Source organism: Pseudogemmobacter humi (assembly GCF_900609055.1).
Taxonomy (GTDB): Bacteria; Pseudomonadota; Alphaproteobacteria; order Rhodobacterales; family Rhodobacteraceae; genus Pseudogemmobacter; species Pseudogemmobacter humi.
Window position 1 is genome coordinate 23,121 of record NZ_UXAW01000036.1, and the last position, 22,546, is coordinate 45,666.

A 22,546-nucleotide genomic window follows, 5' to 3' on the forward strand; every position below is an offset into this window, starting at 1 on the left:
AAGAGGCGGAGCATGGAACGCAAAGGGCTTGGGCGGGGTTTGTCGGCGCTGATGTCGGATGTGAATCTGCGCCCGGAAAGCGAAGGACCACGGCGGGCGGATTCCAGGCTGCCGGTGGCGAAGCTGCGCGCCAACCCTTTGCAGCCGCGTAAGGATTTCGATCAGGCGGGGCTTGAGGCGCTGGCCGATTCTCTGCGGCAGAAGGGTGTGATCCAGCCCCTTGTGGTGCGACCCAAAGGCGATTTCTATGAAATCGTGGCGGGTGAGCGGCGCTGGCGGGCGGCGCAGATCGCGCAGCTGCACGAGGTTCCGGTGGTGATCCGCGATCTCGACGATACCGAAGTGCTGGAAGTCGCGATCATCGAGAACATCCAGCGTGAGGATCTGAACGCGATCGAAGAGGCGCTGGGACTGCGGCAGCTGATCGATCGCTTCGGCCATACCCAGGAGAAGATCGCCGAGGCGCTGTCGAAAAGCCGCAGCCATGTGGCCAATCTGCTGCGTCTGCTGAACTTGCCTGATAAGGTGCAGCTGATGGTGCGGGAGGGCGCGCTCTCGGCCGGCCATGCGCGGGCGTTGATCAACGCGCCGGATTCGCTGTCTCTGGCGCGGTCGGTGGCGGCGCGGGGTCTTTCGGTGCGTGAGACCGAAAAACTGGTGAAAGAGGCCGGCGATCCGAAGCCGGTCAGGGAAGAGCGGACCTCCAGGGGGGCGGAAAAGGACGCCGATACCCGCGCGCTGGAAGGCGATCTGACCGCGCAACTCGGGATGTCGGTGCGAATCGATCATCGCGATCCCGGCGGAAGTCTGGTGATCAGCTACCGAGACCTCGAAGAGCTGGATCTGTTGTGCCAGCTGCTGTCCTCGGGGCCGACGGGCCTGGCGCGGGATTAAGCGCCCGAAAGTTCCAGCACCAGGCGGTTGAGCAGCAACCGGCCCGCTGGCGTTGCCGCGAGCCGGTCGTTTTCGATGCGAATCATCCCGGATTCGGTCAGTTCCCGCATCGCTTTCGGGGGGGCGCCGTTCAGGGCGGTATAGCGGGCAAGCGACATGCCTTCGGTCAGCCGCATCGACATCATCATATATTCAACGGCCTGAGAGGCGCGGGGAATCACCTCGCGCGGCAGTTCGCCCTTGCCCTGGCGGACCGCTTCCAACCAGAGTTCGGGGGAGCGATGGGTGCTGGTGGCATATCTTATGCCATCGAGCGTCAGCCGACCGTGCGCCCCGGGACCGATGCCGAGGTAATCGCCCATTCGCCAATAGACGAGGTTGTGCCGTGATTCGGCGCCTTCACGCGCGTAATTGGAGACTTCATAATCGTGAAGCCCATATTCGGCGCAGATTCCCGCGGTCAGTTCATACATATCGGCGGCCAGGTCCTCGTCCGGCAGCCCTGCCAGCTTTCCGGCGTCGAAAAGTCGGGCGAAGGCAGTGCCCTCTTCAATGGTCAGTTGATAAAGCGAGATGTGATCCGGCCCGCGGGTGAGCACTGATCGCAACTCTTCCTCCCAGGCGGGCAGGTCCTGATCCTGACGGGCATAGATCAGATCGCAAGACGTGCGCTCAAAGATGCTGCGGGCCAGATCCAGCGCGGCAAGCCCCTCGGCGGCGCTGTGCTGGCGACCCAGGCGTCGCAGGTCCAGATCGTTCAGCGCCTGAAGGCCCAGCGAAACCCGGTTGACCCCCGCTTGGCGATAGCCGGTGAAACGTGCGGCCTCGACCGAAGTCGGGTTGGCCTCCAGCGTTACCTCCAGATCATTGGCGAGCCGCCAGTGCCGCGCGATCCGGTCGAGGATCGCGCCGGTCACCGCGGGGTCCATCAGCGAAGGTGTGCCGCCGCCAAAGAACACCGAGCGCAGGATCCGACCCCCGGTTTCAGCGGCGGCGCGGTCCAGCTCGGCCAGATAGGCCCGCCGCCATTCATCCTGGTCGATGCGCTGGCGCACATGGCTGTTGAAATCGCAATAGGGGCATTTCGCCTTGCAGAACGGCCAGTGGATGTAGAGGGCGAAGCCGCCCTCTTGCCAGTCCTCGGGCGCGGAGTGTTTCACGTGAAACATTTCTCCATCATCGCGGCCACCGCCCGGGCACGATGGCTGATCGCATTCTTCTGCGTGGCGGGCATTTCCGCGAAGGTGAGGCTATGGCCGTCGGGCTGGAACATCGGATCGTAGCCGTGACCCTCGGCGCCGCGGCGGGGCCAGACCAGCACGCCGGGGCAGGCGCCCTCGACATATTCATCATGCCCGTCGGGCCAGGCCAGCACCAGGGTGCAACGGAATTGTGCAGCACGGGGCAGGGGCGCCTGACGCTCTTCCAGCAAAGCCCATGTCTTTTCCATCGCCATGCCAAAATCGCGCCCCTGAGGGGTCTGCGCCCAATCGGCGGTATAGACGCCGGGTGCCCCGTCGAGCGCATCGACCGTCAGGCCGGAATCGTCCGCCAGAGCGGGCAGGCCGCTGGCCAGGGCCGCATGATGCGCCTTTATCCGGCAGTTGCCGAGGAAAGTGTCCTCGGTTTCCTCGGGTTCCGAAAGCCCGAGTTCCCCGGCCGACAGGCAGGTGATGCCCAGAGGCGCCAGCAGCGCGGCGAATTCCTCCAGCTTGCCCTTGTTGTGTGTGGCAACGACCAGCCGGTCGCCGGAGAATTTGCGTGTCATCCGATTGCCTCTTTCTGCGCGGCGATCAGAGCGGCGGTGCCCTGAAGCCCCAGCCCCATCAGAGTCGCCAGATCTTCGGTCGAGAAGGGGGCACCCTCGGCCGAGGCCTGGATCTCGACCAGTTTCCCTTTGCCGGTGATGACGAAATTGCCGTCCGTTCCGGCGGCGGAATCTTCATCGTAATCAAGATCCAGGACAGGCTGGCCCGCATATATACCACATGAGACAGCGGCGACGTGATCCAGTAGCGGATCGCCCGTCACCAACCCCTTCGCCATCAGCCGGTTCATTGCGATCCGCAGCGCCACCCAACCGCCGGTGATCGCCGCGCAACGGGTGCCGCCATCGGCCTGAATCACGTCGCAATCCACGGTGATCTGGCGCTCGCCAAGTGCCTGTCGGTCCACCACGGCGCGCAGGCTGCGCCCGATAAGTCGTTGAATCTCTTGCGTTCTGCCCGATTGCTTGCCCGATGCGGCCTCACGGCGCGAGCGGGTATGGGTCGAGCGCGGCAGCATACCATATTCGGCGGTGACCCAGCCCATGCCCGAGTTCCGCAGGAATGGCGGCGGTTTGTCCTCGATCGAGGCGGTGCACAGCACATGGGTGTTGCCGATGCGGATCAGGCACGACCCCTCGGCGTGAAGCGACACGCCGGTTTCGATCGAAACCGTGCGGAGCTGGTCGAGTGCTCTTCCCGAGGGGCGCATATTCTGTCCTTTCGCTGGATTCAGGCCAGATATGCGAGGGCTGGCCCGCGATGCAACCCCGATCGACGGGGGCGGATTGACGACCGGGCGCATTGCACCTTTATTCAGGGGGAAAGGCGCGGGTTGCGAACCAGATGGCAGACAGGACACAACTTCTTGCGGAAATGAGCGAGCGGTCGCGCGAGGTGTTCCGCCGCGTGGTCGAAGGGTATCTGGCCACCGGCGGGCCGGTCGGCTCGCGCACGCTGACGCGGGGGTTCAGCGAACAGGTTTCGGCGGCGACGATCCGCAATGTGATGCAGGATCTGGAGTTTCTCGGACTGCTGGACAGTCCGCATGTTTCGGCCGGGCGGGTGCCGACCCAGCAGGGGCTGCGGCTGTTCGTCGACGGTTTCATGGAGATGGGCACCGTCGATGCCGCCGACCGCGAGCGGATCGATGCCTCGCTGGGGCCGGGCGATCAGGATGTGGGATCGTTGCTGGACCATATCTCCTCGGCTTTGTCGGTGCTGACCCGGGGCGCGAGCATTGTTCTGGCGCCGAAACACGAAACCGCGCCGATCAAGCATATCGAATTCGTCTCGCTCTCGGCCGACCGGGCGCTGGTGGTGCTGGTTTTTGCCGATGGGCAGGTGGAAAACCGGCTGTTCCAGCCGCCGCCGGGGCAGACGCCCTCCTCGATGCGCGAGGCGGCGAATTTCCTGAATGCGATGATCGAGGGCCGGACGCTCAGCGATCTGCGGCTGCGGATAAGGGCCGAGATCGAAAGGCGCCGGCAAGAGATCGACAGTCTCGCGCGCGATCTGGTGGAAAGCGGTCTGGCGGTTTGGGAAAACGCGGGCCTGTCGTCCGAGCGGCTGATCGTGCGGGGCCGGGCGAATCTGCTTGAGGCGGCGGGCGTCGAGGATGTCGACCGCATCCGCATCCTGTTCGACGATCTGGAGCGCAAGCGCGATATCGCCGAATTTCTGGAACTCACCGAGGAAGGCGATGGGGTGCGCATCTTCATCGGCTCGGAAAACAAACTCTTTTCACTTTCGGGTTCAAGTCTGGTCGTTTCTCCCTATATGAACGCCGAGCGAAAGATTATCGGTGCCATCGGCGTGATCGGGCCCACGCGGCTGAATTATGGGCGGGTGGTGCCGATCGTCGATTATACGGCGCAGCTTGTGGGGCGGATGGTTTCCGACCGCGGGCGAGGCTGAAACCAGAAGGACGAGGAGTAATCATGGCGCAGGAAAATCACGCTGCCCAGGATGCTGACGAGAATATGGATCTGCCGGACCTGGAAGAGATTATCGGCGATACGGATTTCGAGCTGCTGAGGACCGAGCGCGACGAATATCGCGACAAGTTCATGCGCGCGCTGGCCGACGCCGAGAACTCGCGCAAACGGGCCGAGCGCGACCGGCGTGAGGCCGAGCAATATGGCAGCACGCGGCTGGCGCGCGACCTGCTGCCGGTTTACGACAACCTCAATCGGGCGCTGGCGGCGATTCCCGAGGAGAGCCGGCTGGCCTCGGCCGCGCTGATCGAGGGGGTGGAGCTGACGCTGCGCGAGCTGACCAATGTGATGCAAAAGCACGGGATGAAGCCGATCACCCCGGCGGTGGGCGAGGTGTTCGATCCGCAGGCGCATGAGGCGATGTTCGAGGCGCCGGTGCCGGGAACGAAAGCCGGGCAGATCATCCAGGTGATGACCGAAGGATTCATGCTGCACGACCGGCTGTTGCGTCCAGCCCAGGTTGGGGTGTCCTCGACCCCGGGCTGAGGGCGCGAGCGGGGGTTTTGCACCCCCCATGCCGCCGGTTTCTCGAACCGGTGGCGAACCCGACGGCATACCCCGCAGGGTATTTGGGTCAGGATGAAGATCAGTCCAGCAGGGCTTTGAGATCGTAGATCAGGCTGAGGGCCCCGATCGGCGTGAGCTGGTCGGGGCTTATCTCTTTCAGTTTCGCCTCTACCGCGCTTTCTTTCGCGGGCCTCGCCGGGGGCGGCGGGGGGGCGGCGCGGAACAGCGGCAGGTCGTCGATCATCGCGGCGGGTTTGTTGCCCTCGCGGTCGCCTTGTTCCAGGGCTTCGAGCACGACGCGGGCGCGTTCGATCACCGCGGGGGGGAGGCCCGCGAGCCGGGCGACCTGGACGCCGTAGCTGCGGTCGGCGGCGCCGCGGCGGACCTCGTGCAGGAAGATCACTTCGCCCTCCCATTCGCGCACGGTGACGGTGGCGTTCTCGACCCCGGCGAGTGTGCCGGCGAGGCGGGTCATCTCGTGGTAATGGGTGGCGAACAGCGCGCGGCAGCGGTTGGTATCGTGCAGATGTTCCAGCGTGGCCCAGGCGATGGAGAGCCCGTCCCAGGTGGCGGTGCCGCGGCCTATCTCGTCGAGGATGACAAGCGCGCGGTCGTCGGCCTGGTTCAGGATGGCGGCGGTTTCGACCATTTCCACCATGAAGGTCGAGCGGCCGCGCGCCAGATCGTCCGAGGCGCCGACCCGGCTGAACAACTGGCTGACGAGGCCGATATGGGCCGATGCCGCGGGAACGAAGCTGCCGGCCTGGGCGAGCAGCGCGATCAGCGCGTTCTGGCGCAGGAAGGTGGATTTCCCGGCCATGTTCGGGCCGGTCAGCAGCCAGATCGCGGGGGAATCGCCGGTGGTCAGGTCGCAGTCGTTGGCGACGAAGCTCTGCCCGCCCTGGCGTGCGAGGGCGCGTTCCACCACCGGGTGGCGGCCCGAGGTGACGGTGAAGGCGCGGCTGTTGTCGACCTTCGGCTCGGCCCAGTCGGCCGAGGCGGCGAGATCGGCGAAACCGGCGGTCAGATCGATCTCGGCCAAAGCGCGGGCGGCCTGGCCGATGGGGGCGGCGGCGTCGAGAATGGCGCGTTTCAGGCCGTCATAGTGACGTTTCTCGATCTCCAGCACCCGGTTGGCCGCGTTCAGGATCCGGGACTCCAGATCCGACAGGGCCACGGTGGTGAAGCGGACCTGGCCCGCCGTGGTTTGGCGATGGATGAACAGATCGGGCTGGGCGCGCAGCTTATCTTCGTGGGTGGCGGTGACCTCGATGAAATAGCCCAGCACGTTGTTGTGCCTGATCTTCAGCGAGGCGACGCCGGTATGTTCGGCATATTGCGCCTGCATCTTGCCGATGATGCCGCGGCCCTCGTCGCGCAATTGCCGGGTTTCATCCAGTTCTGCGTCGAACCCGGTTGCGATGAAACCGCCCTCGCGCGCGAGCAAGGGCGGCTCGGCGACCAGAGCGTTGTCGAGCAGATCGACCAAGGCTTCGTGGCCGGTCAGGCGCTGAGCGGCCTCACGCAGCAAGGCGGGCGGGTCGGTCAGCTTGTCATGCAGCGTCAGCGCCTGGGTCAGACCGGCGCGGATCGCGGCAAGATCGCGCGGTCCGCCGCGGTCCAGCGCAAGGCGCGACAGCGCGCGGTCGATATCGGGCACCCGACGCAGATCCTCGCGCAGATCTTCGCGCAGGCGGCTTTTTTCCACCAGATAGCGCAGGGATTCGTGGCGGGAATGGATCACCGCCAGGTCGCGCGAAGGCGATGACAGCCGCCGTTCCAGCAGCCGCGCGCCGGCGGCGGTGACGCTGCGGTCGATGGCGGCGAGCAGCGAGCCCTCACGCCCGCCCGACAGCGCCTGGGTGATTTCCAGGTTCCGGCGGGTCGCGGCGTCGATCTGCATCGTGCGCCCGGCAGCCTCTTTCACCGGCGGGCGTAAGAGCGGCAGGTTGCCCCGCTGGGTCAGGTCGAGATAGTCGATCAGCCCGCCCATGGCGGAAAGCTCGGCCCGGGTGAAGCTGCCGTAGCCTTCCAGCGAACTCACATTCCACAAAGCGCAGAGGCGCTTTTCGGCCCCGGCGGAATCGAAGGACGCCCGCGACAAAGGCGTGGCGGCGCCGCCGGTCTCTTGCGCCATGACCTCGATTTCGCGCTCGCCGCCATCTGCGAGCAGCAGCTCGCGGGGCGAGAGCCGCGCCAGTTCCGGGCCGAGCCTGGCGCGCGGGCAGGGCATCACCCGGAACTCGCCGGTGGAGATATCGGTCCAGGCCAGCGCGCCTTCGTCACGCACCTCGGCGAAGGCGGCGAGGAAATTGTGCCGCCGCGCCTCAAGCAGCGAATCCTCGGTCAGGGTGCCGGGCGTGACCAGCCGCACCACATCGCGCTTCACCACCGATTTCGCGCCGCGCTTCTTTGCTTCGGCCGGGTCTTCAAGCTGTTCGGCGATGGCGACGCGAAAGCCCTTGCGGATCAGCGTCAGCAGATAGCTTTCGGCGGCATGATAGGGCACGCCGCACATCGGGATCGGCTCTCCCTTGTGAAAGCCGCGTTTCGTCAGCGCGATGTCCAGCGCCTCGGAGGCGGCCAGAGCGTCGTCGAAGAACATCTCGTAGAAATCGCCCATCCGGTAGAACAGAAGCGCGCCGGGGTTCTGCGCCCTGATTTCCAGATATTGCGCCATCATCGGCGTGACGGTTTCGTCTGACATGCTGCCCCCTTGTGCCGCGCTGACCCTACAAAAGCGCGCGGCTGGCGAAAAGCCTTGCAAACGGGCTTTTCATACGGGGGGGCAAGGGTCTATGACCCGCGCACCCAGAACAGGATGGCTCCCTGATGACCCGCTCCAAGACCACGCCCGAAGAGGCGCTTGCCTATCATTTCGAGCCGCGCCCCGGCAAATACGAGATCACCGCCTCGAAACCGATGGCGACGCAGCGCGATCTGTCGCTGGCCTATTCGCCCGGCGTGGCGGTTCCGGTCCAGGCCATCGCCGCCAATCCTGAAACCGCTTACGACTACACGGTCAAAGGGAACATGGTCGCCGTGGTGTCGAATGGCACCTCGATCCTGGGGCTGGGCAATCTGGGCGCGCTGGCGTCGAAGCCGGTGATGGAAGGCAAGGCGGTGCTGTTCAAGCGCTTTGCCGATGTGAACGCCATCGACATCGAACTCGATACCGAGGATGCCGACGAGATCATCAAGGCGGTGAAGCTGATGGCGCCGACCTTCGGGGGGATCAACCTCGAAGACATCAAGGCGCCCGAGTGTTTCATCATCGAGCAGCGGCTGAAAGAGATCTGCGACATTCCGGTGTTCCATGACGATCAGCATGGCACGGCGGTGATCTGCGCGGCGGGGCTGATCAACGCGCTGGAGATTTCCGGCAAGAACATCGCCGATGTGAAGATCGTGCTGAACGGGGCCGGAGCGGCGGGGATCGCCTGCCTGGAACTGGTCAAGTCGATGGGCGCGCGGCATGAGAACTGCATCATGTGCGACACCAAGGGCGTGATTTACCAGGGCCGCACCGAGGGCATGAACCAGTGGAAATCGGCCCATGCGGTGGTGACCGCGGCGCGGACGCTGGAAGAGGCGATGGTCGGGGCGGATGTGTTCCTGGGCGTCTCGGCCAAGGGCGCGGTGACGCCGGCGATGGTCGCCAGTATGGTGGAAAATCCGGTGATCTTCGCCATGGCGAATCCCGACCCGGAGATCACCCCGGAAGAAGCCCATGCCGTGCGCGCCGATGCCATCGTGGCGACGGGCCGCTCGGACTATCCGAACCAGGTGAACAACGTCCTCGGTTTTCCCTATCTGTTCCGCGGCGCGCTGGACATCCATGCCCGCGCGATCAACGACGAGATGAAGATCGCCTGCGCGCAGGCGCTGGCTAAGCTCGCGCGTGAGGATGTGCCGGACGAGGTGGCCATGGCCTACGGCCGCAAGCTGTCCTTCGGGCGCGACTATATCATCCCGACGCCGTTCGATCCGCGGCTGATCTACACGATTCCGCCCGCGGTGGCGAAAGCGGGTATGGATACCGGCGCGGCGCGGCGCCCGATCATCGACATGCGGGCCTATGAGGCCAGCCTGAAGGCGCGGATGGACCCGACGGCGAGCATTCTGCAAGGGCTGCACGCCCGCGCCCGCCAGGCCCAGGCCCGGATGATCTTTGCCGAGGGCGACGATCCGCGGGTGTTGCGCGCGGCGGTGGCCTGGCAGCGCTCGGGGCTGGGGAAATCCCTGGTGGTGGGCCGCGAGTCCGATGTGAAGGAAAAGCTGGAGGCCGCGGGCCTCGGCGATGCGGTGCGCGAGCTGGAGGTGGTGAACGCCGCCAATGCCCGCCATCTCGATGCCTACAAGGATTTCCTCTACAAACGCTTGCAGCGCGAAGGGCACGACCGCCAGGATATTCACCGCCTGGCCGCGCGCGACCGCCATGTCTTTGCGGCGCTGATGCTGGCGCATGGCCATGGCGACGGCTTGGTGACGGGCGCGACCCGCAAATCCGCCCATGTGCTGTCGCTGATCAACAACGTGTTCGACGCCCGGGCCGAGCATGGCGCGGTGGGGGTGACGGGCCTTTTGCACAAGGGCCGGATCGTCTTCATCACCGATACGCTGGTGCATGAATGGCCGGACGAAGAGGATCTTGCCACCATCGCCATCCGTGCCGCAGGCGTGGCGCGCAACATGGGGGTAGAGCCGCGGGTGGCCTTCGTCAGCTTCTCGACCTTTGGTTATCCGGTGTCGGAGCGCGCGACCAAGATGCACAAGGCGGCCTCGGTTCTGGACCGGATCGGCGTCGATTTCGAATATGACGGCGAGATGGCGGTGGATGTGGCGCTGAACCCCGATCAGATGGCGGCCTATCCATTCTGCCGCCTGACCGGCCCGGCGAATATCCTGGTGGTGCCAGCGCGGCACTCGGCTTCGATCTCGGTCAAGCTGATGCAGGAAATGGCGGGGGCGACGGTGATCGGGCCGATCCTTTCGGGCGTGAAGAAGCCGATCCAGATCTGTTCGACCTCGGCCACGGTGAACGACATTCTGAACATGGCGGTGATGGCGGCCTGCAAGGTGGGATGATGAGCGGCGCCGAGGCCCTGACACTGGCCTTGCCCGGGATGCTGCGCCGCCAGCGCAAGGCGCAGCTCTGGGTGGCGGTGATCTTCGCCACGCTGGTCACGCTGCTCTATCAGGCGACCGGCGGCTGGCAAGAGTTCAGCGCCTTCATCCTTTTCCTGCCGCCGCTGGCCTTGCTGCTGGCGCGGACGGTCTCGGGCTGGCTGCGCCGCGAACAGCGCCGCCAGGCTCTGCCGATCCTCGCCGGGGCTTTCGGGCTGAACTATGCGCCCGACAACAAGGATTTCTTCCCCGGCCTGCCTGCGGGTCTGCTGCCCGCGGGCAACCGGACGCAGGCGGATCATGTGCTGGAGGGCGAGTTCGCCGGGGCGCCCTTCCGTTTCGCGGCGGTGCGGGTCTCGCATATGGCGCCGTCGGGCGATGCCAGCCACAGCCCGGGCCTTCTGTTCAGAGGGTTCGTGCTGGAGTTGCTCAGCCTGGGGCTGCCGCCGAAGCTGCTGATCGCCGACCATCTGCGCACCAGGCCCGGCCAGTTCGTCGGCCCGGTGCTGAGCACCGAAGGCCTGACGTTGCGCGCGGAGATGAATTCGGATGGCATGGATTACGGGCTCTGGGCCGCGCCTGAGGCCGATCTGCCCGGTGCGCGGGATTTGCTGGAAAACGTCACCAGGCTGGCGGAAACCGAGGGGTTGCAGCTCTATTCGCTGCGGGCTGAGGGTAGCGCGTGGTATCTGACCCTGCGCCACGCGCCCGAGGTGTTCCGGTTCAGCGGCATCCTCGCCGGCAAAGCGCGGCTGCTGGCGGATGTGCGGGGCGCGTCGGACGAGATCGCGCTGGCCTTCCGTCTTGCCGCGGGTCTCCTCAGGGCAGAGCAGGGGCTGGCCGCGCCCGCTCTGCCCAAGTGATCAGCCCTTTTTCGCCACGCGGGCGTTGCGGGTGGCGATCAGACGCAGGCGCAGTGCGTTCAGCCGGATAAAGCCCGCCGCGTCCTTCTGGTCGTAGGCCCCGGCGTCTTCCTCGAAGGTGACGTGCTTTTCGCTATACAGCGAATGATCCGACCAGCGCGCCACGGTGCGGGCCATACCCTTGTAGAGTTTCAGCTTCACCGTGCCGGAGACATGCTCCTGGGTCTTGTCGATCAGGGCTTGCAGCGCCTCGCGCTCGGGCGAGAACCAGAAGCCGTTGTAGATCAGTTCGGCATAGCGCGGCATGATCGAATCCTTCAGATGGCCCGCGCCGGAATCGAGCGTGATCTGTTCGATGCCGCGATGCGCCTCCAAAAGGATCGTGCCGCCGGGGGTCTCGTAGACGCCGCGCGATTTCATGCCGACGAAGCGGTTTTCCACGAAATCGAGAATGCCGATCCCGTGTTTCGCGCCCAGTTCATTGAGCCGGGTCAGAATGGTGGCGGGCGAGAGCGCCTCGCCGTCGATCGCCACCGCATCGCCCTTCTCGAAGGTCACTTCGATGAATTCCGGCGTGTCGGGCGCGTCCTCGACCGCGGTGATCCGCTCGCAGACGTAATCCGGGGCTTCGACGGCCGGGTCTTCCAGCACGCGGCCTTCCGAGGAGGTATGCAGCAGGTTCGCATCCACCGAGAACGGCGCCTCGCCGCGCTTGTTCTTCGCGACCGGGATCTGGTTCTGCTCGGCGAATTCCAGCAGCCGGGTGCGCGAGGTCAGATCCCATTCCCGCCAGGGCGCGATGACCTGGAGGCCGGGTTCCAGCGCGGCGACGCCCAGCTCGAACCGCACCTGGTCGTTGCCTTTGCCGGTGGCGCCATGGGCGACCGCATCGGCGCCGGTCTGATGCGCGATCTGAGCCAGGTGTTTCGCGATCAGCGGCCGGGCGATCGAGGTGCCCAGCAGATACAGCCCCTCATAGACCGCATTGGCGCGGAACATCGGGAAGACGAAATCCTTCACGAATTCCTCGCGCAGGTCGAGGATGTGGATGTTCTCTTCCCTGATCCCCAGCATCAGCGCCTTTTGGCGCGCGGGCTCCAGCTCCTCTCCCTGGCCGAGATCGGCGGTGAAGGTCACCACCTCGCAGCCGTATTCGGTTTGCAGCCATTTGAGGATGATGGACGTGTCGAGGCCGCCCGAATAGGCAAGCACGACTTTGCTGGGCTTTTTCATCGGGAAACGCTCCGTCGGGGTTTCGCGCGGGGTTAGCCGGAAACGCCTGCAAGAGCAAGCTGGCCGGGCGCGTTCGCATCTTGCGAAGCGGCGGGCTTTGCGCCAGGGCTTTCGCATGAAGGATTTCATCAACGATGCCGAAGCCGCCACGCGCGCCCTGCGCCAGCTGTTCCCCGCAACGCCCTTGCAGCGGAACGAACATCTGTCCGCGCGCTATGGTGCCGACATCTGGCTCAAGCGCGAGGATCTGACGCCGGTGCGCAGCTACAAGCTGCGCGGCGCCTTCAACGCGATGCGCAAGGTGCGCGAGGCTCAGCCCGGGCAGACGAATTTCGTCTGCGCCAGCGCGGGCAACCACGCCCAGGGCATGGCCTTCGCCTGCCGCCATTTCGGGGTGAAGGGCACGATCTTCATGCCGGTGACCACGCCGCAGCAGAAGATCGACAAGACCCGCACCTTCGGCGGCGAGAATGTCGTGATCGAACTGACCGGCGATTATTTCGACCAGACGCTCGCCGCGGCCCAGACCTGGTGCGCAGCGCAAGGGGCGCATTTCCTTGCGCCCTTCGACGATGAGGACGTGATCGAGGGTCAGGCCAGCGTAGGGGTTGAGCTGCTGGAGCAACTCGGCCGGATGCCGGATCTGGTGGTGCTGCCGGTAGGGGGCGGCGGGCTCTCGGCCGGGGTGACCAGCTATCTGCGCGAGGCCTCGTTCCAGACCCAGTTCCGTTTCGTGGAGCCCCTGGGTGGCGCCTGCCTGCATGAGGCGTTTCGCCTCGGCCATCCGGAAAAGCTGTCGCGGATCAACAGTTTCGTCGATGGCGCGGCTGTGGCGAAGCTGGGCGAGCAGACCTGGCAGCGGCTGAAAGACTTCTCGCCCGACCAGGTGCTGCTGGCGCCCGAGGACCGGGTCTGCATCACCATGCTGGAGATGCTGAACGTCGAGGGGATCGTGCTGGAACCCGCCGGGGCGCTGTCGGTCGATGTGCTGCCCGAACTGGCGGATCTGATCCGCGGCAAGACGGTGGTCTGCGTCACCTCGGGCGGGAATTTCGACTTTGAGCGGCTGCCCGAGGTGAAAGAGCGCGCCCAGCGTTACGCAGGGCTGAAGAAATATTTCATCCTGCGGATGCCGCAGCGTCCGGGCGCCCTGCGCGAGTTCCTGTCGATGCTGGGCCCCGACGACGACATCAGCCGCTTTGAGTATATGAAGAAATCGGCGCGCAATTTCGGCTCGATCCTGATCGGGATCGAGACGAAACGGCCCGGCGAATTCGCCGCTTTCACCGCGCGGATGGATGCGGCAGGCTTCACCTATCGCGACATCACCGACGACGAGGCTTTGGCCGAGTTCCTGATCTGACGACTAGCTGGACAACGCCTTGTGCAGCGCCTGTTTCGAGGCCTGGTAAAGCGCGGCCAGCTCTTTGCCGTCGGCTGCCGCGCGTTGCTCGGCCTGATGGCAGAAGGCCGCGAAGGCCGCCAGGCCCAGGTTCAGCGCACTGCCCTTGAGGAAATGCAGGTCGGCCGCCGGATCCGCCGCATGGCCGGCCCGGAGGCGGGTGACGACCTGATCGGTCTCGTCGAGAAAGATCGCCACCACCTCGCCAAGATCCCCGGCGCCGATCTCGTCGCGCAACTCGGCCAGTCTGCGGGTGTCGATCAGCGGCTTGCCCGCCTGTTTGCCGTCCATCCAATCCTCATTCGTCTGAAGGACCGCAGTATCGCAGCCAAAAGTTTAACAATGGCTGAGCGCCTTTGTCCCGCGGCTCTTCACCTCGGTTTAACCCTTGGTGGACAAGAAAGGGGCAGGGCAGATCCGGGCAGGCCGTGCAGCAGAGTTCCGTCATACTGGAAAAATCGGATCCGGCGCGGGCCGGGGATCACGCGGCTTCGGTCCTGGTGGTGGACGACAGCCGCGCGCAAAGGCAGCTCACGGCGGTTTGCCTGCGGCGCTGGGGCTACCGGGTGATCGAGGCGGGCTCGGCCGAAGAGGCGCTGGAGATCTGCGCCGCCCATCCGGTGGATATCGTGATATCCGACTGGATGATGCCGGGGATGAGCGGGGTCGATTTCTGCCGCGCCTTCCGCGAACTGCCGCGCGAGAATTACGGCTATTTCATTCTTCTTACGTCGAAATCCGAGAAGTCCGAGATCGCCCGCGGGCTGGAGGCGGGGGCCGACGATTTCCTCTCGAAGCCGGTCAGCGCGGGCGAGTTGCGCGCCCGGCTGCGGGCGGGCCAGCGCATCCAGGACATGCAGGTCGAACTGGTCGAGAAGAACCGCGTGGTGGCCCGGACGCTGGTGGAATTGCAGCGGCTTTACGACACGCTGGACCGCGATCTGATCGAGGCGCGCAAGCTGCAACAGACGCTCCTGCGCGAGCGGCACCGCGATTTCGGCCGGGCCTCGGCCTCGATGATGATTCGCGCCTCGGGCCATGTCGGGGGCGATCTGGTCGGCTGTCTGCGGCTGGACGAGCGGCGGGTGGGGGTCTGGTCGGTCGATGTGTCCGGGCATGGCGTGGCCTCGGCGATGATGACGGCGCGGCTGGCGGGCTATCTTTCCGCCGGTTCGCCCGAGCAGAACATCGCCTTTACCACCAATGCGGACGGGCGGCGCCAGATCCGTGCGCCGGCCGATCTGATGGCGGCCTTCAACCGTCTGATGCTGGAGGATCTGCGGGTCGAGCAGTATTTCACCATGGTCTGGGCCGAGCTTGATCTGAAGACCGGCAGGCTGCGGCTGGCGCAGGCGGGGCATCCGCATCCGGTGATCCTGCGGGCAGGCGGCGGGATCGAGATCGTCGGCAAGGGCGGGTTGCCGGTCGGGCTGATCCCGGGCGCGGGTTATGAGGACACGGCGCTGCGGCTGTATCCCGGCGACCGGCTGTTCCTGATGTCGGACGGGATCACCGAATGCCCCGGCGCCGGAGGGGGTGAGCTGGGCGAACAGGGTGCCGGCGAACTGTTGCAGGGCCTTGCGCATCTGCCCTCGCCCGATCTGCTGGAGGCCATGGTCGCGGAACTGGCGCTGTTCGCGGGGACGGACCGCTTCCCCGACGATGTTTCCGGGCTGATCCTGGATTATTGCGGGGCGGTGCCGTCAGGCTGACTGCGCCAGCAGTTCCTCGTGCCGGGCGACAAAGGCGGCGCGAACCAGGGCGGGCGGGCGCAGCCGGATTTCCAGCCCACGGCTGAGGACCGGGTCGGGGCGGCCGAAGAAGCGGTTGGCCTCGGCTTCCGCGAAGCCAGCGATCTGCACCGCTTCCAGCCAGGCCGAGATGTTGTCGGCGGCCTTGATCTGGCGTTTGATCGCAGCGGGCAGGGTGGCGGGCAGGCCGAAACGCAGATGGATGGCGGCGGAAAGCCGCGCATCCAGTTCGCCGTAAGACGGCCCCACCGCGGCCTTCACCGGGCTGATCATGTCGCCGATCACATATTCCGGGGCGTCGTGCAGCAGCGCCGCCAGCTGCCAGCGGGCCGCGATCCCGGGATTGGCGCGGCTGAAGATCTGTTCGACCAGCAGCGAATGTTCGGCCACCGAATAGGGCCAGTCGCCCATGGTCTGCCCGTTCCAGCGCGCGACAAAGGCCAGACCATGCGCGATATCGCCGATCTCGATATCGACCGGGGTCGGGTCCAGCAGGTCCAGCCTGCGCCCCGAAAGCATCCGCTGCCAGGCCCGCGCCTTCCGTGCCGTCATCGTCACTCTCCGCTGTGGGCCGCTTGCCGGGCCCGATGGTTGCCCGCTTTGCCCGCGGATGCTAAGGGGCGTCAACCAGTTTCAGGAGCGCAGGATGGCCACGGACCATATCGTCAAAGACCTCGGGCTTGCGGAGTTCGGCCGCAAGGAGCTGACCATCGCCGAAACCGAGATGCCCGGTCTGATGGCCTGCCGCGAGGAATTCGGCCCGTCGCAGCCGCTGAAAGGCGCCCGGATCGCCGGTTCGCTTCATATGACGATCCAGACCGGCGTGCTGATCGAGACGCTGAAGGCGCTTGGCGCCGATGTGCGCTGGGCCTCGTGCAACATCTTCTCGACCCAGGACCACGCCGCGGCCGCCATCGCCGCCAGCGGCACCCCGGTCTTTGCCGTCAAGGGCGAGAGCCTTGAGGAATACTGGGACTACACCGACCGGATTTTCCGCTTCGGCGGTGAAGACGGCACCTGCAACATGATCCTCGACGACGGCGGCGACGCCACGCTCTACATCCTGCTCGGCGCCCGCGTCGAAGCCGGCGAGACCGGGCTGATCGAAAATCCCGGCTCGGAAGAGGAAATCTGCCTGTTCAACCAGATCAGGAAGCGCCTGGCCGCCAACCCCGGCTGGTTCACCAGGCAGCGCGCCGAGATCCGCGGCGTGTCCGAGGAAACCACCACCGGCGTGCATCGCCTCTATGAGCTGCACAAGAAGGGCCAGCTTCCCTTCCCGGCGATCAACGTGAACGACTCGGTCACCAAGTCGAAATTCGACAACAAATACGGCTGCAAAGAAAGCCTCGTGGACGGTATTCGCCGCGCCACCGATACGATGATGGCCGGTAAGGTCGCCGTGGTCTGCGGCTATGGCGACGTGGGCAAGGGCTCGGCCGCCTCGCTTGCCGGCGCGGGCGCGCGGGTGAAAGTGACCGAAGTCGATCCGATCTGCGCGCTCCAGGCGGCGATGGACGGGTTCGAGGTGGTCACCCTGGAGGATGCGGTGGAAAGCGCCGACATCTTCATCACCACCACCGGCAACAAGGACGTGATCCGGCTGGAGCATATGCACCGGATGAAGGACATGGCCATCGTCGGCAACATCGGCCATTTCGACAACGAGATCCAGGTGGCCAGCCTGAAGAACCACAAATGGACCAATATCAAGGACCAGGTGGACATGATCGAGATGCCCTCGGGCGCGCGGATCATCCTGCTCTCGGAAGGCCGCCTGCTGAACCTGGGCAATGCGACCGGCCACCCCAGTTTCGTGATGTCGGCGTCGTTCACCAACCAGACGCTGGCGCAGATCGAGCTGTGGACGAAGGGCCAGGACTACCAGCCCGGCGTCTACATCCTGCCCAAGGCGCTGGACGAAAAGGTCGCCCGGCTGCATCTGAAGAAGATCGGCGTCAGGCTGACCGAACTGCGCCCCGAACAGGCCGACTACATCGGCGTGAAGGTCGAAGGCCCCTACAAGGCGGAACATTACCGCTACTGAGCGGCCTCCTGCCGTCTTCGCGCCCCGCCGTTCTGCGGCGGGGCGTTATTTTTTCCCCATTGCCGTTTGGGTCCGACCGCCTAAACTCGCCCCGGCCCTGAACCGGCCGTCGTTGGTTCCGGGCAATAATAATCAGGGACAACGAGTGAGAGGACGAGATGGGTAAGCGGGACGAACTGATCGCAAAATATGCCGAAGATCTGAAAACCAAATGCGGGGTGACCCCGGATATGGATCTGCTGACCAAAGTCACCATCGGCTGCGGCCCGACGATCTACGACAATGACGCACAGACCGTTGCGGCCAGCGACAGCAGCGAGCTGGAGCGCGTGAAGAAGAATTTTCTCATCAAAAAACTGGGCCTCGCCGATGGCGCGGCACTTGACGAAGGCATCAAAGCCGCCATCGAGACCTATGGCAAATCCGAGCGCAACAAGTTTCGCGCCGTCTTCTACTATCTGCTGGTGAAGCATTTCGGCAAGGAAGCCGTTTACGGCTGACCTGCGCATGTGCGGGTTCCGGTTGATTGCCTTTTCCCGAAAGCCGCGTCATGTTGGCGCGGCTTTTTGCTTTTCCGGTCTGTCATGTCTGCCGATACTCATCCTCTGCCCGCCGCCGAATCCACGGTGGTGCCCGTCGTCCTTGCGGTTTCGATGGGGCATTTCCTCAACGATCTGATGCAGAGCCTGATTCCGGCCTCGTATCCGCTGCTTCAGGGAAATCTGGCGCTGTCCTTCACCCAGATCGGGCTGATCACGCTGGTGTTCCAGGGCACGGGGTCGATCCTGCAACCGCTGATCGGGCTGTATACCGACCGCCGGCCGCTGCCCTACGCGCTGGCGGCGGGGATGGCGGCGACCGGGGCGGGGCTGATCGCGCTGGCGCATGCCGGCAGTTTCGCCATGGTGCTGGTCTCGGTCGCGCTGGTCGGGCTGGGCTCGGCGATCTTCCACCCGGAATCCTCGCGGATCGCGCGTTTGGCGGCGGGGATGCGGCCGGGCTTTGCGCAAAGCCTGTTCCAGGTCGGCGGCAATGCGGGAACCGCGCTCGGCCCGCTGGCGGCTGCCTATATCGTGATGAGCCGAGGCCAGCTTTCGATTCAGCTTTTCGCCGGGGTGGCGCTGCTGGGAATGCTGCTGCTGACCATCGTCGGGCGCTGGTATGTGCAGGTGGGCGCCGACCGGCTGAGCGCGCGCCGCTCGCGTCTGCGCCAGGCGGTGCCGCTGCCGGCTGTGGTGGTGCGGCGGGGCATGATCCTGCTGATCGTGTTGATGATGTCGAAATTCATCTATTCGGTCAGTTTCTCCAGCTATTACACCTTCTATCTGATGGAGCGGTTCCGCCTGACGCCCGAGCAGTCGCAGATCTGCCTGTTCATCTTCCTTGCGGCGGTGGCGGCGGGCACGATCATCGGCGGCCCGATCGGTGACCGCATCGGCAGGCGGAAGGTGATCCTGTGGTCGATCTTCGGCATCCTGCCGCTGACCCTGATGCTGCCCTGGCTGCCGCTGGTGCCGAATGTGATCGTGGCCTCGGTCGCCGGGCTGATGCTGGCCTCGGCCTTTCCGGCGATGGTGGTCTATGCCCAGGATCTGATGCCGCAGAACACCGGCATGGTGGCGGGGCTGTTGTTCGGGCTGGCCTTCGGCACCGCGGCCTTCGGCGCGGCGGCGCTTGGCGTGCTGGCCGATCACTGGGGCATCGTCGCGGTCTACAAGATCTGCGCCTTCCTGCCGGCAATCGGCGTCGTGGCGATCTTCCTGCCCAACCCGCGGGTGACGCATTGAATTTGCGCTAAATCCGCCGCGCTTCGGCTTTGAGCCGGCGCGCGCCCTGCGCTATGGTTCAGATGACAGGGCAGAAGCCCGGGACCCTATTCATACACATGCGGTGCTCAGGGGAGCGTGTGGGGTGAAGGAGGGTCCCGTAGGGGTGCGGGGCCCTCCTGTCTTTTCAGGGCTCGACGCCGCCCATGCGGCAGACGATTTCCCATTCCTCGGGGCTGACCGGCTGGACCGAAAGCCGGGTGTTGTTCACCAGCACCATATTCTCCAGTCCGGGTGTGACCTTGGCCTCGTCCAGTGTGACCGGGCGTTTCAGGGGCTTCACCGCCTTGATCCAGACGCAATCCCAGCGGGGGTCGTCGGTGGTGGAATCGGGGGTGCTCTCGCGGCAGACCTCGACGATGCCCACCACTTCCTTGCCGATGTTGGAATGGTAGAAGAAACCGCGGTCGCCGATCTTCATCGCCCGCATGTTGTTGCGCGCCTGGTAGTTGCGCACGCCATGCCATTCCTCGCCCTCGTCGCCTTTGGCGACCTGCTGGTCCCAGGACCAGGCGTCGGGTTCGGATTTGAACAGCCAGTAATTCATCCGATCACCTTCTTCCATTCGCGGATCTCGACGCGCTCGAACAGGCCGGCTTTGGCATAGGGATCGTTCGCGGCCCAGTCCTGCGCCTGTTGCAGGCTGTCGACCGTCAGCACCACGAGGCTGCCGGTCATATTGCCCGCTTCGTCCAGAAACGGCCCTGCCATTTCGACGAGGCCCGTTTCGGCGATATAAGCGAGATGTGCCTCGCGATTGGCCTTCCTGGTCTCGATATGGCCGGGTTTGTCGATGCAGATCAGCGCTGCGCGCATGGGTTCACTCCTGTTTCAGGGGCCGCGACATCAGTTCCCTGACCGCATCGCCCAAGTTTATCTCATGGTTCACCAGCCGCGCCACCATGGCGGTGACCGGCATATCCACCCCGCGCGCTTCTGCCAGCCGCACCGCGGCCCGGGCCGTGGCCACGCCCTCGACCGTGGCGACCGGCGCCGCGCGGCCCTGGCCAAGCGCCATCCCGTGCGAGAAGTTGCGCGACTGCGCCGAGGTGCAGGTCAGGATCAGATCGCCCAGACCCGAAAGGCCCGCCAGCGTCTCGGGCCGGGCGCCCAGACTGGCGGCGAGCCGCCCCATTTCCGCATAGCCCCGGGTGATCAGCGCGGCCCGCGCGCTGTCGCCCAGCCCCGCGCCCATCACCAGCCCGGCCGCGATGGCGATCACGTTCTTCAGCGCGCCGCCGAGTTGCGCGCCCACCACGTCGTCGGTCCGGTAAAGCCGCAGGCTGGCGGTCGAGAGCAGATGTTGCTGCGTCTCGGCCCGTTCGCCGTCGCAGGCCAGCGTCAGCGCGGTGGGCAGGCCGCGGGCGATGTCGGCGGCAAAGCTGGGGCCGGTCAGCACCGCGCGCGCGCCTTTGGCTCCGGCCTCGGCCATCACCTCGGCGGGGCCTTGCAGCGTGGTGAGGTCGATCCCTTTGGAACAGGCGACCAGATCGGCGGAGAGGATTTCGGGCGTGGAGGCAAGAAATCCGCGCATCGCCTGCATCGGCATGGCGAGCAGCACGGCGCCGGATTCCGCCAGATCAGTGACGTTATCGCGGATCTCTACCCCCTCGGGCAGGATGATGCCGGGCAACTTCGGCGCGCTGCGGCTGAGGCGCATCGCCTCGCGCGCGGCGGCGTCACGGGCCCAGAGCCGGACCTGGCGGCCGTCAGTGGCCAGTGCCACGGCAAGCGCGGTCCCGAATGCGCCTGCGCCTGCGATCCCGATCATGCTTTCGCCCCCCTCTTGCCCGAGCCGATCAGCGGCGCGGCGGCCTCGTCCAGCGGCCAGCGTGAGCGGGCGGGCATATCGGCGTTGGCCGGGGCGCCCGAGAGGTGCCGCTCGATCCCCGCCCAGGCGATCATCGCGCCATTGTCGGTGCAAAGCCGCAGCGGAGGTGCCAGGAAACGCGCGCCGCTTTCCGCTGCAACAGTCTCTAACCTTGCCCGCAGCACGGTGTTCGCCGCAACGCCCCCCGCCACCGCCAGCACCGGGGCGGGGAACATCCCAAGCGCCCGGCGGGTCTTTTCCGCCAACACATCCGCCACCGCCGCCTGGAACCCGGCGCAGAGGTCGCGGCGGTCCTGCACCGTCAGCCCGCCCTGCGCCGCGATCAACTCGTCGCGCGCGCGCAGAACGGCGGTTTTCAGCCCTGAGAAGGACAGATCGCAGCCCGGCCGGTCCAGGAGCGGGCGCGGAAAGCGGAAGCGGTGCGGATCGCCGCCCCCGGCCTCGCGCTCCACATGCGGCCCGCCCGGTTGCGGCAAGGCCAGCAGTTTGGCGATCTTGTCGAAGGCCTCGCCCGGCGCGTCGTCGATGGTGGAGCCGAGACGGCGGAACGTCTCCGGCCCCTCGACCGCCAGGAACTGGCAATGCCCGCCGGAAACCAGCAGCATCAGGTAAGGATAATCCACCGCATCGGTCAGCCGCGGCGTCAGCGCATGACCGGCCAGATGGTTCACCGCCACCAGCGGCAGGCCGGTCGCAACTGCAAGCCCGCGCGCCAGCATCATCCCTGAGAGCAGCCCGCCGATCAGCCCCGGCCCGGCGGTGACGGCGATCCCGTCCAGATCCGCCAGCCGCAGCCCGGCCTGGTCCAGCGCGGCGCTCACCGCATGGTCCAGCCGCTCGGCATGGGCGCGGGCGGCGATCTCGGGCACCACGCCGCCGAACGGGGCGTGCAGGCTGGCCTGGCCCTCGACCACCGAGGACAGGATTTCCGCCCGGCCCGCGGCATCGCGCCGCACCACGGCGGCGGCGGTGTCGTCGCAGCTGGATTCTATGCCCAGAAAGGTTGTCACATCCGTCGCCTGCTTGTGGCCCCCCGCCCGTCGCAGGTAGCATCCGCCCCGGTCCCAGACAATGCCGGATGCCGGAACGTGACACAGACGCCCCTTCTGAACACCCGGCCCGAGCCTCAGGCCAGCCGCTTCGCCCGCGATCTGGCCGGGGCGTTCGGCTCTGCGGTCCGGGTGGTGGCAAGCCCGCTGATGCGGACCGAGTTCCTGCCGCTGCCTCTTCCCGAAGGGCCGTTTACCGCGCTGGTGCTGACCTCGGAAACCGGGGCCGGGTGTTCAGAAGGGGCGTCTGTGT

21 protein-coding genes and 1 pseudogene are annotated in these 22,546 nt (G+C 65.9%); 11 read left to right on the forward strand and 11 right to left on the reverse strand.

Features of this window, described 5'->3' with window-relative positions; translation table 11 throughout:
- The first annotated feature begins 12 nt into the window (after positions 1 to 12).
- On the forward strand, positions 13 to 894 hold the full coding sequence (locus tag XINFAN_RS03420) for a ParB/RepB/Spo0J family partition protein (protein ID WP_124085099.1): 882 nt from the start codon (positions 13 to 15) through the stop codon (positions 892 to 894).
- Here the strand turns inward: XINFAN_RS03420 and hemW are convergent.
- The 3 genes from hemW to rph are packed head-to-tail and all read right to left on the reverse strand — an operon-like array spanning position 891 to position 3,372.
- On the reverse strand, positions 891 to 2,054 hold the full coding sequence (gene hemW / locus XINFAN_RS03425) for a radical SAM family heme chaperone HemW (RefSeq protein ID WP_233352109.1): 1,164 nt from the start codon (positions 2,052 to 2,054) through the stop codon (positions 891 to 893). The genes XINFAN_RS03420 and hemW overlap by 4 nt on opposite strands.
- Complete coding sequence (gene rdgB, locus XINFAN_RS03430) at positions 2,051 to 2,662, reverse strand: RdgB/HAM1 family non-canonical purine NTP pyrophosphatase (protein WP_124085101.1); 612 nt, start codon at positions 2,660 to 2,662, stop codon at positions 2,051 to 2,053. Before rdgB ends, hemW begins: the two co-directional genes overlap by 4 nt.
- A complete protein-coding gene (gene rph, locus XINFAN_RS03435) occupies positions 2,659 to 3,372 on the reverse strand; it encodes a ribonuclease PH (RefSeq protein ID WP_124085102.1) in 714 nt (237 codons plus the stop codon). Before rph ends, rdgB begins: the two co-directional genes overlap by 4 nt.
- A gap of 134 nt (positions 3,373 to 3,506) precedes the next feature.
- Between rph and hrcA the strand changes: the two genes are divergently transcribed.
- Together hrcA and XINFAN_RS03445 are read left to right on the forward strand one after the other, a co-directional pair.
- On the forward strand, positions 3,507 to 4,577 hold the full coding sequence (gene hrcA / locus XINFAN_RS03440; RefSeq protein WP_124085103.1) for a heat-inducible transcriptional repressor HrcA: 1,071 nt from the start codon (positions 3,507 to 3,509) through the stop codon (positions 4,575 to 4,577).
- Between the two features lie 65 nt (positions 4,578 to 4,642).
- Positions 4,643 to 5,143, forward strand: a complete 501-nt coding sequence (locus tag XINFAN_RS03445; RefSeq protein WP_124085117.1) for a nucleotide exchange factor GrpE — start codon at positions 4,643 to 4,645, stop codon at positions 5,141 to 5,143.
- Between the two features lie 100 nt (positions 5,144 to 5,243).
- Here the strand turns inward: XINFAN_RS03445 and mutS are convergent, their stop codons facing one another.
- Positions 5,244 to 7,871 (reverse strand): DNA mismatch repair protein MutS, encoded by a 2,628-nt coding sequence (gene mutS / locus XINFAN_RS03450; RefSeq protein ID WP_124085104.1) that lies wholly within the window; start codon positions 7,869 to 7,871, stop codon positions 5,244 to 5,246.
- Between the two features lie 125 nt (positions 7,872 to 7,996).
- Here mutS and XINFAN_RS03455 point away from each other — a divergent pair, with 125 nt between their 5' ends.
- Positions 7,997 to 10,252 carry an NADP-dependent malic enzyme gene (locus XINFAN_RS03455; protein WP_124085105.1) on the forward strand — a complete coding sequence of 752 codons (2,256 nt, stop codon included), beginning with the start codon at positions 7,997 to 7,999 and terminating at the stop codon, positions 10,250 to 10,252.
- Positions 10,252 to 11,154 (forward strand): hypothetical protein, encoded by a 903-nt coding sequence (locus XINFAN_RS03460; protein WP_124085106.1) that lies wholly within the window; start codon positions 10,252 to 10,254, stop codon positions 11,152 to 11,154. Before XINFAN_RS03455 ends, XINFAN_RS03460 begins: the two co-directional genes overlap by 1 nt.
- On the opposite strand, the gene XINFAN_RS03465 is transcribed toward XINFAN_RS03460, so the two are convergent.
- On the reverse strand, positions 11,155 to 12,387 hold the full coding sequence (locus tag XINFAN_RS03465; RefSeq protein ID WP_124085107.1) for an argininosuccinate synthase: 1,233 nt from the start codon (positions 12,385 to 12,387) through the stop codon (positions 11,155 to 11,157).
- A gap of 115 nt (positions 12,388 to 12,502) precedes the next feature.
- Here XINFAN_RS03465 and ilvA point away from each other — a divergent pair, with 115 nt between their 5' ends.
- The gene (gene ilvA, locus XINFAN_RS03470) at positions 12,503 to 13,750 is read left to right on the forward strand and encodes a threonine ammonia-lyase IlvA (protein WP_124085108.1); all 1,248 of its coding nucleotides are present in this window, start codon (positions 12,503 to 12,505) and stop codon (positions 13,748 to 13,750) included.
- 3 nt (positions 13,751 to 13,753) lie between these two features.
- On the opposite strand, the gene XINFAN_RS03475 is transcribed toward ilvA, so the two are convergent.
- Positions 13,754 to 14,080, reverse strand: coding sequence for an Hpt domain-containing protein (locus tag XINFAN_RS03475; RefSeq protein ID WP_233352110.1), 327 nt, complete (start codon positions 14,078 to 14,080; stop codon positions 13,754 to 13,756).
- 137 nt (positions 14,081 to 14,217) lie between these two features.
- Between XINFAN_RS03475 and XINFAN_RS03480 the strand changes: the two genes are divergently transcribed.
- On the forward strand, positions 14,218 to 15,501 hold the full coding sequence (locus tag XINFAN_RS03480) for a PP2C family protein-serine/threonine phosphatase (protein ID WP_435530841.1): 1,284 nt from the start codon (positions 14,218 to 14,220) through the stop codon (positions 15,499 to 15,501).
- Here XINFAN_RS03480 and XINFAN_RS03485 read toward each other — a convergent pair.
- A complete protein-coding gene (locus XINFAN_RS03485) occupies positions 15,493 to 16,092 on the reverse strand; it encodes an HD domain-containing protein (protein ID WP_124085109.1) in 600 nt (199 codons plus the stop codon). The genes XINFAN_RS03480 and XINFAN_RS03485 overlap by 9 nt on opposite strands.
- Before the next feature lie 94 nt (positions 16,093 to 16,186).
- Here XINFAN_RS03485 and ahcY point away from each other — a divergent pair, with 94 nt between their 5' ends.
- The 3 genes from ahcY to XINFAN_RS03500 all read left to right on the forward strand — a co-directional run bounded on the left by ahcY (position 16,187) and on the right by XINFAN_RS03500 (position 19,374).
- Positions 16,187 to 17,587: an adenosylhomocysteinase gene (ahcY, locus tag XINFAN_RS03490; RefSeq protein ID WP_124085110.1), complete on the forward strand. Its 1,401-nt coding sequence runs from the start codon at positions 16,187 to 16,189 to the stop codon at positions 17,585 to 17,587.
- A gap of 158 nt (positions 17,588 to 17,745) precedes the next feature.
- Positions 17,746 to 18,087, forward strand: coding sequence for a DUF2853 family protein (locus tag XINFAN_RS03495; RefSeq protein ID WP_124085111.1), 342 nt, complete (start codon positions 17,746 to 17,748; stop codon positions 18,085 to 18,087).
- An 84-nt stretch (positions 18,088 to 18,171) separates the two neighbouring features.
- Positions 18,172 to 19,374 carry an MFS transporter gene (locus XINFAN_RS03500; RefSeq protein WP_124085112.1) on the forward strand — a complete coding sequence of 401 codons (1,203 nt, stop codon included), beginning with the start codon at positions 18,172 to 18,174 and terminating at the stop codon, positions 19,372 to 19,374.
- 166 nt (positions 19,375 to 19,540) lie between these two features.
- Here XINFAN_RS03500 and XINFAN_RS03505 read toward each other — a convergent pair whose 3' ends face one another.
- The 4 genes from XINFAN_RS03505 to tsaD are packed head-to-tail and all read right to left on the reverse strand — an operon-like array spanning position 19,541 to position 22,254.
- On the reverse strand, positions 19,541 to 19,960 hold the full coding sequence (locus XINFAN_RS03505; RefSeq protein WP_124085120.1) for an EVE domain-containing protein: 420 nt from the start codon (positions 19,958 to 19,960) through the stop codon (positions 19,541 to 19,543).
- A complete protein-coding gene (locus tag XINFAN_RS03510) occupies positions 19,957 to 20,229 on the reverse strand; it encodes a YciI family protein (RefSeq protein WP_124085113.1) in 273 nt (90 codons plus the stop codon). The genes XINFAN_RS03505 and XINFAN_RS03510 overlap by 4 nt, the downstream gene beginning before the upstream one ends.
- A gap of 4 nt (positions 20,230 to 20,233) precedes the next feature.
- Positions 20,234 to 21,184: an NAD(P)H-dependent glycerol-3-phosphate dehydrogenase gene (locus XINFAN_RS03515; protein WP_124085114.1), complete on the reverse strand. Its 951-nt coding sequence runs from the start codon at positions 21,182 to 21,184 to the stop codon at positions 20,234 to 20,236.
- Positions 21,181 to 22,254: a tRNA (adenosine(37)-N6)-threonylcarbamoyltransferase complex transferase subunit TsaD gene (gene tsaD, locus XINFAN_RS03520; RefSeq protein ID WP_124085115.1), complete on the reverse strand. Its 1,074-nt coding sequence runs from the start codon at positions 22,252 to 22,254 to the stop codon at positions 21,181 to 21,183. The genes XINFAN_RS03515 and tsaD overlap by 4 nt, the downstream gene beginning before the upstream one ends.
- Before the next feature lie 78 nt (positions 22,255 to 22,332).
- Between tsaD and XINFAN_RS03525 the strand changes: the two are divergent.
- Positions 22,333 to 22,546 (forward strand): annotated as a pseudogene (locus tag XINFAN_RS03525) (hypothetical protein); the annotation flags it as partial.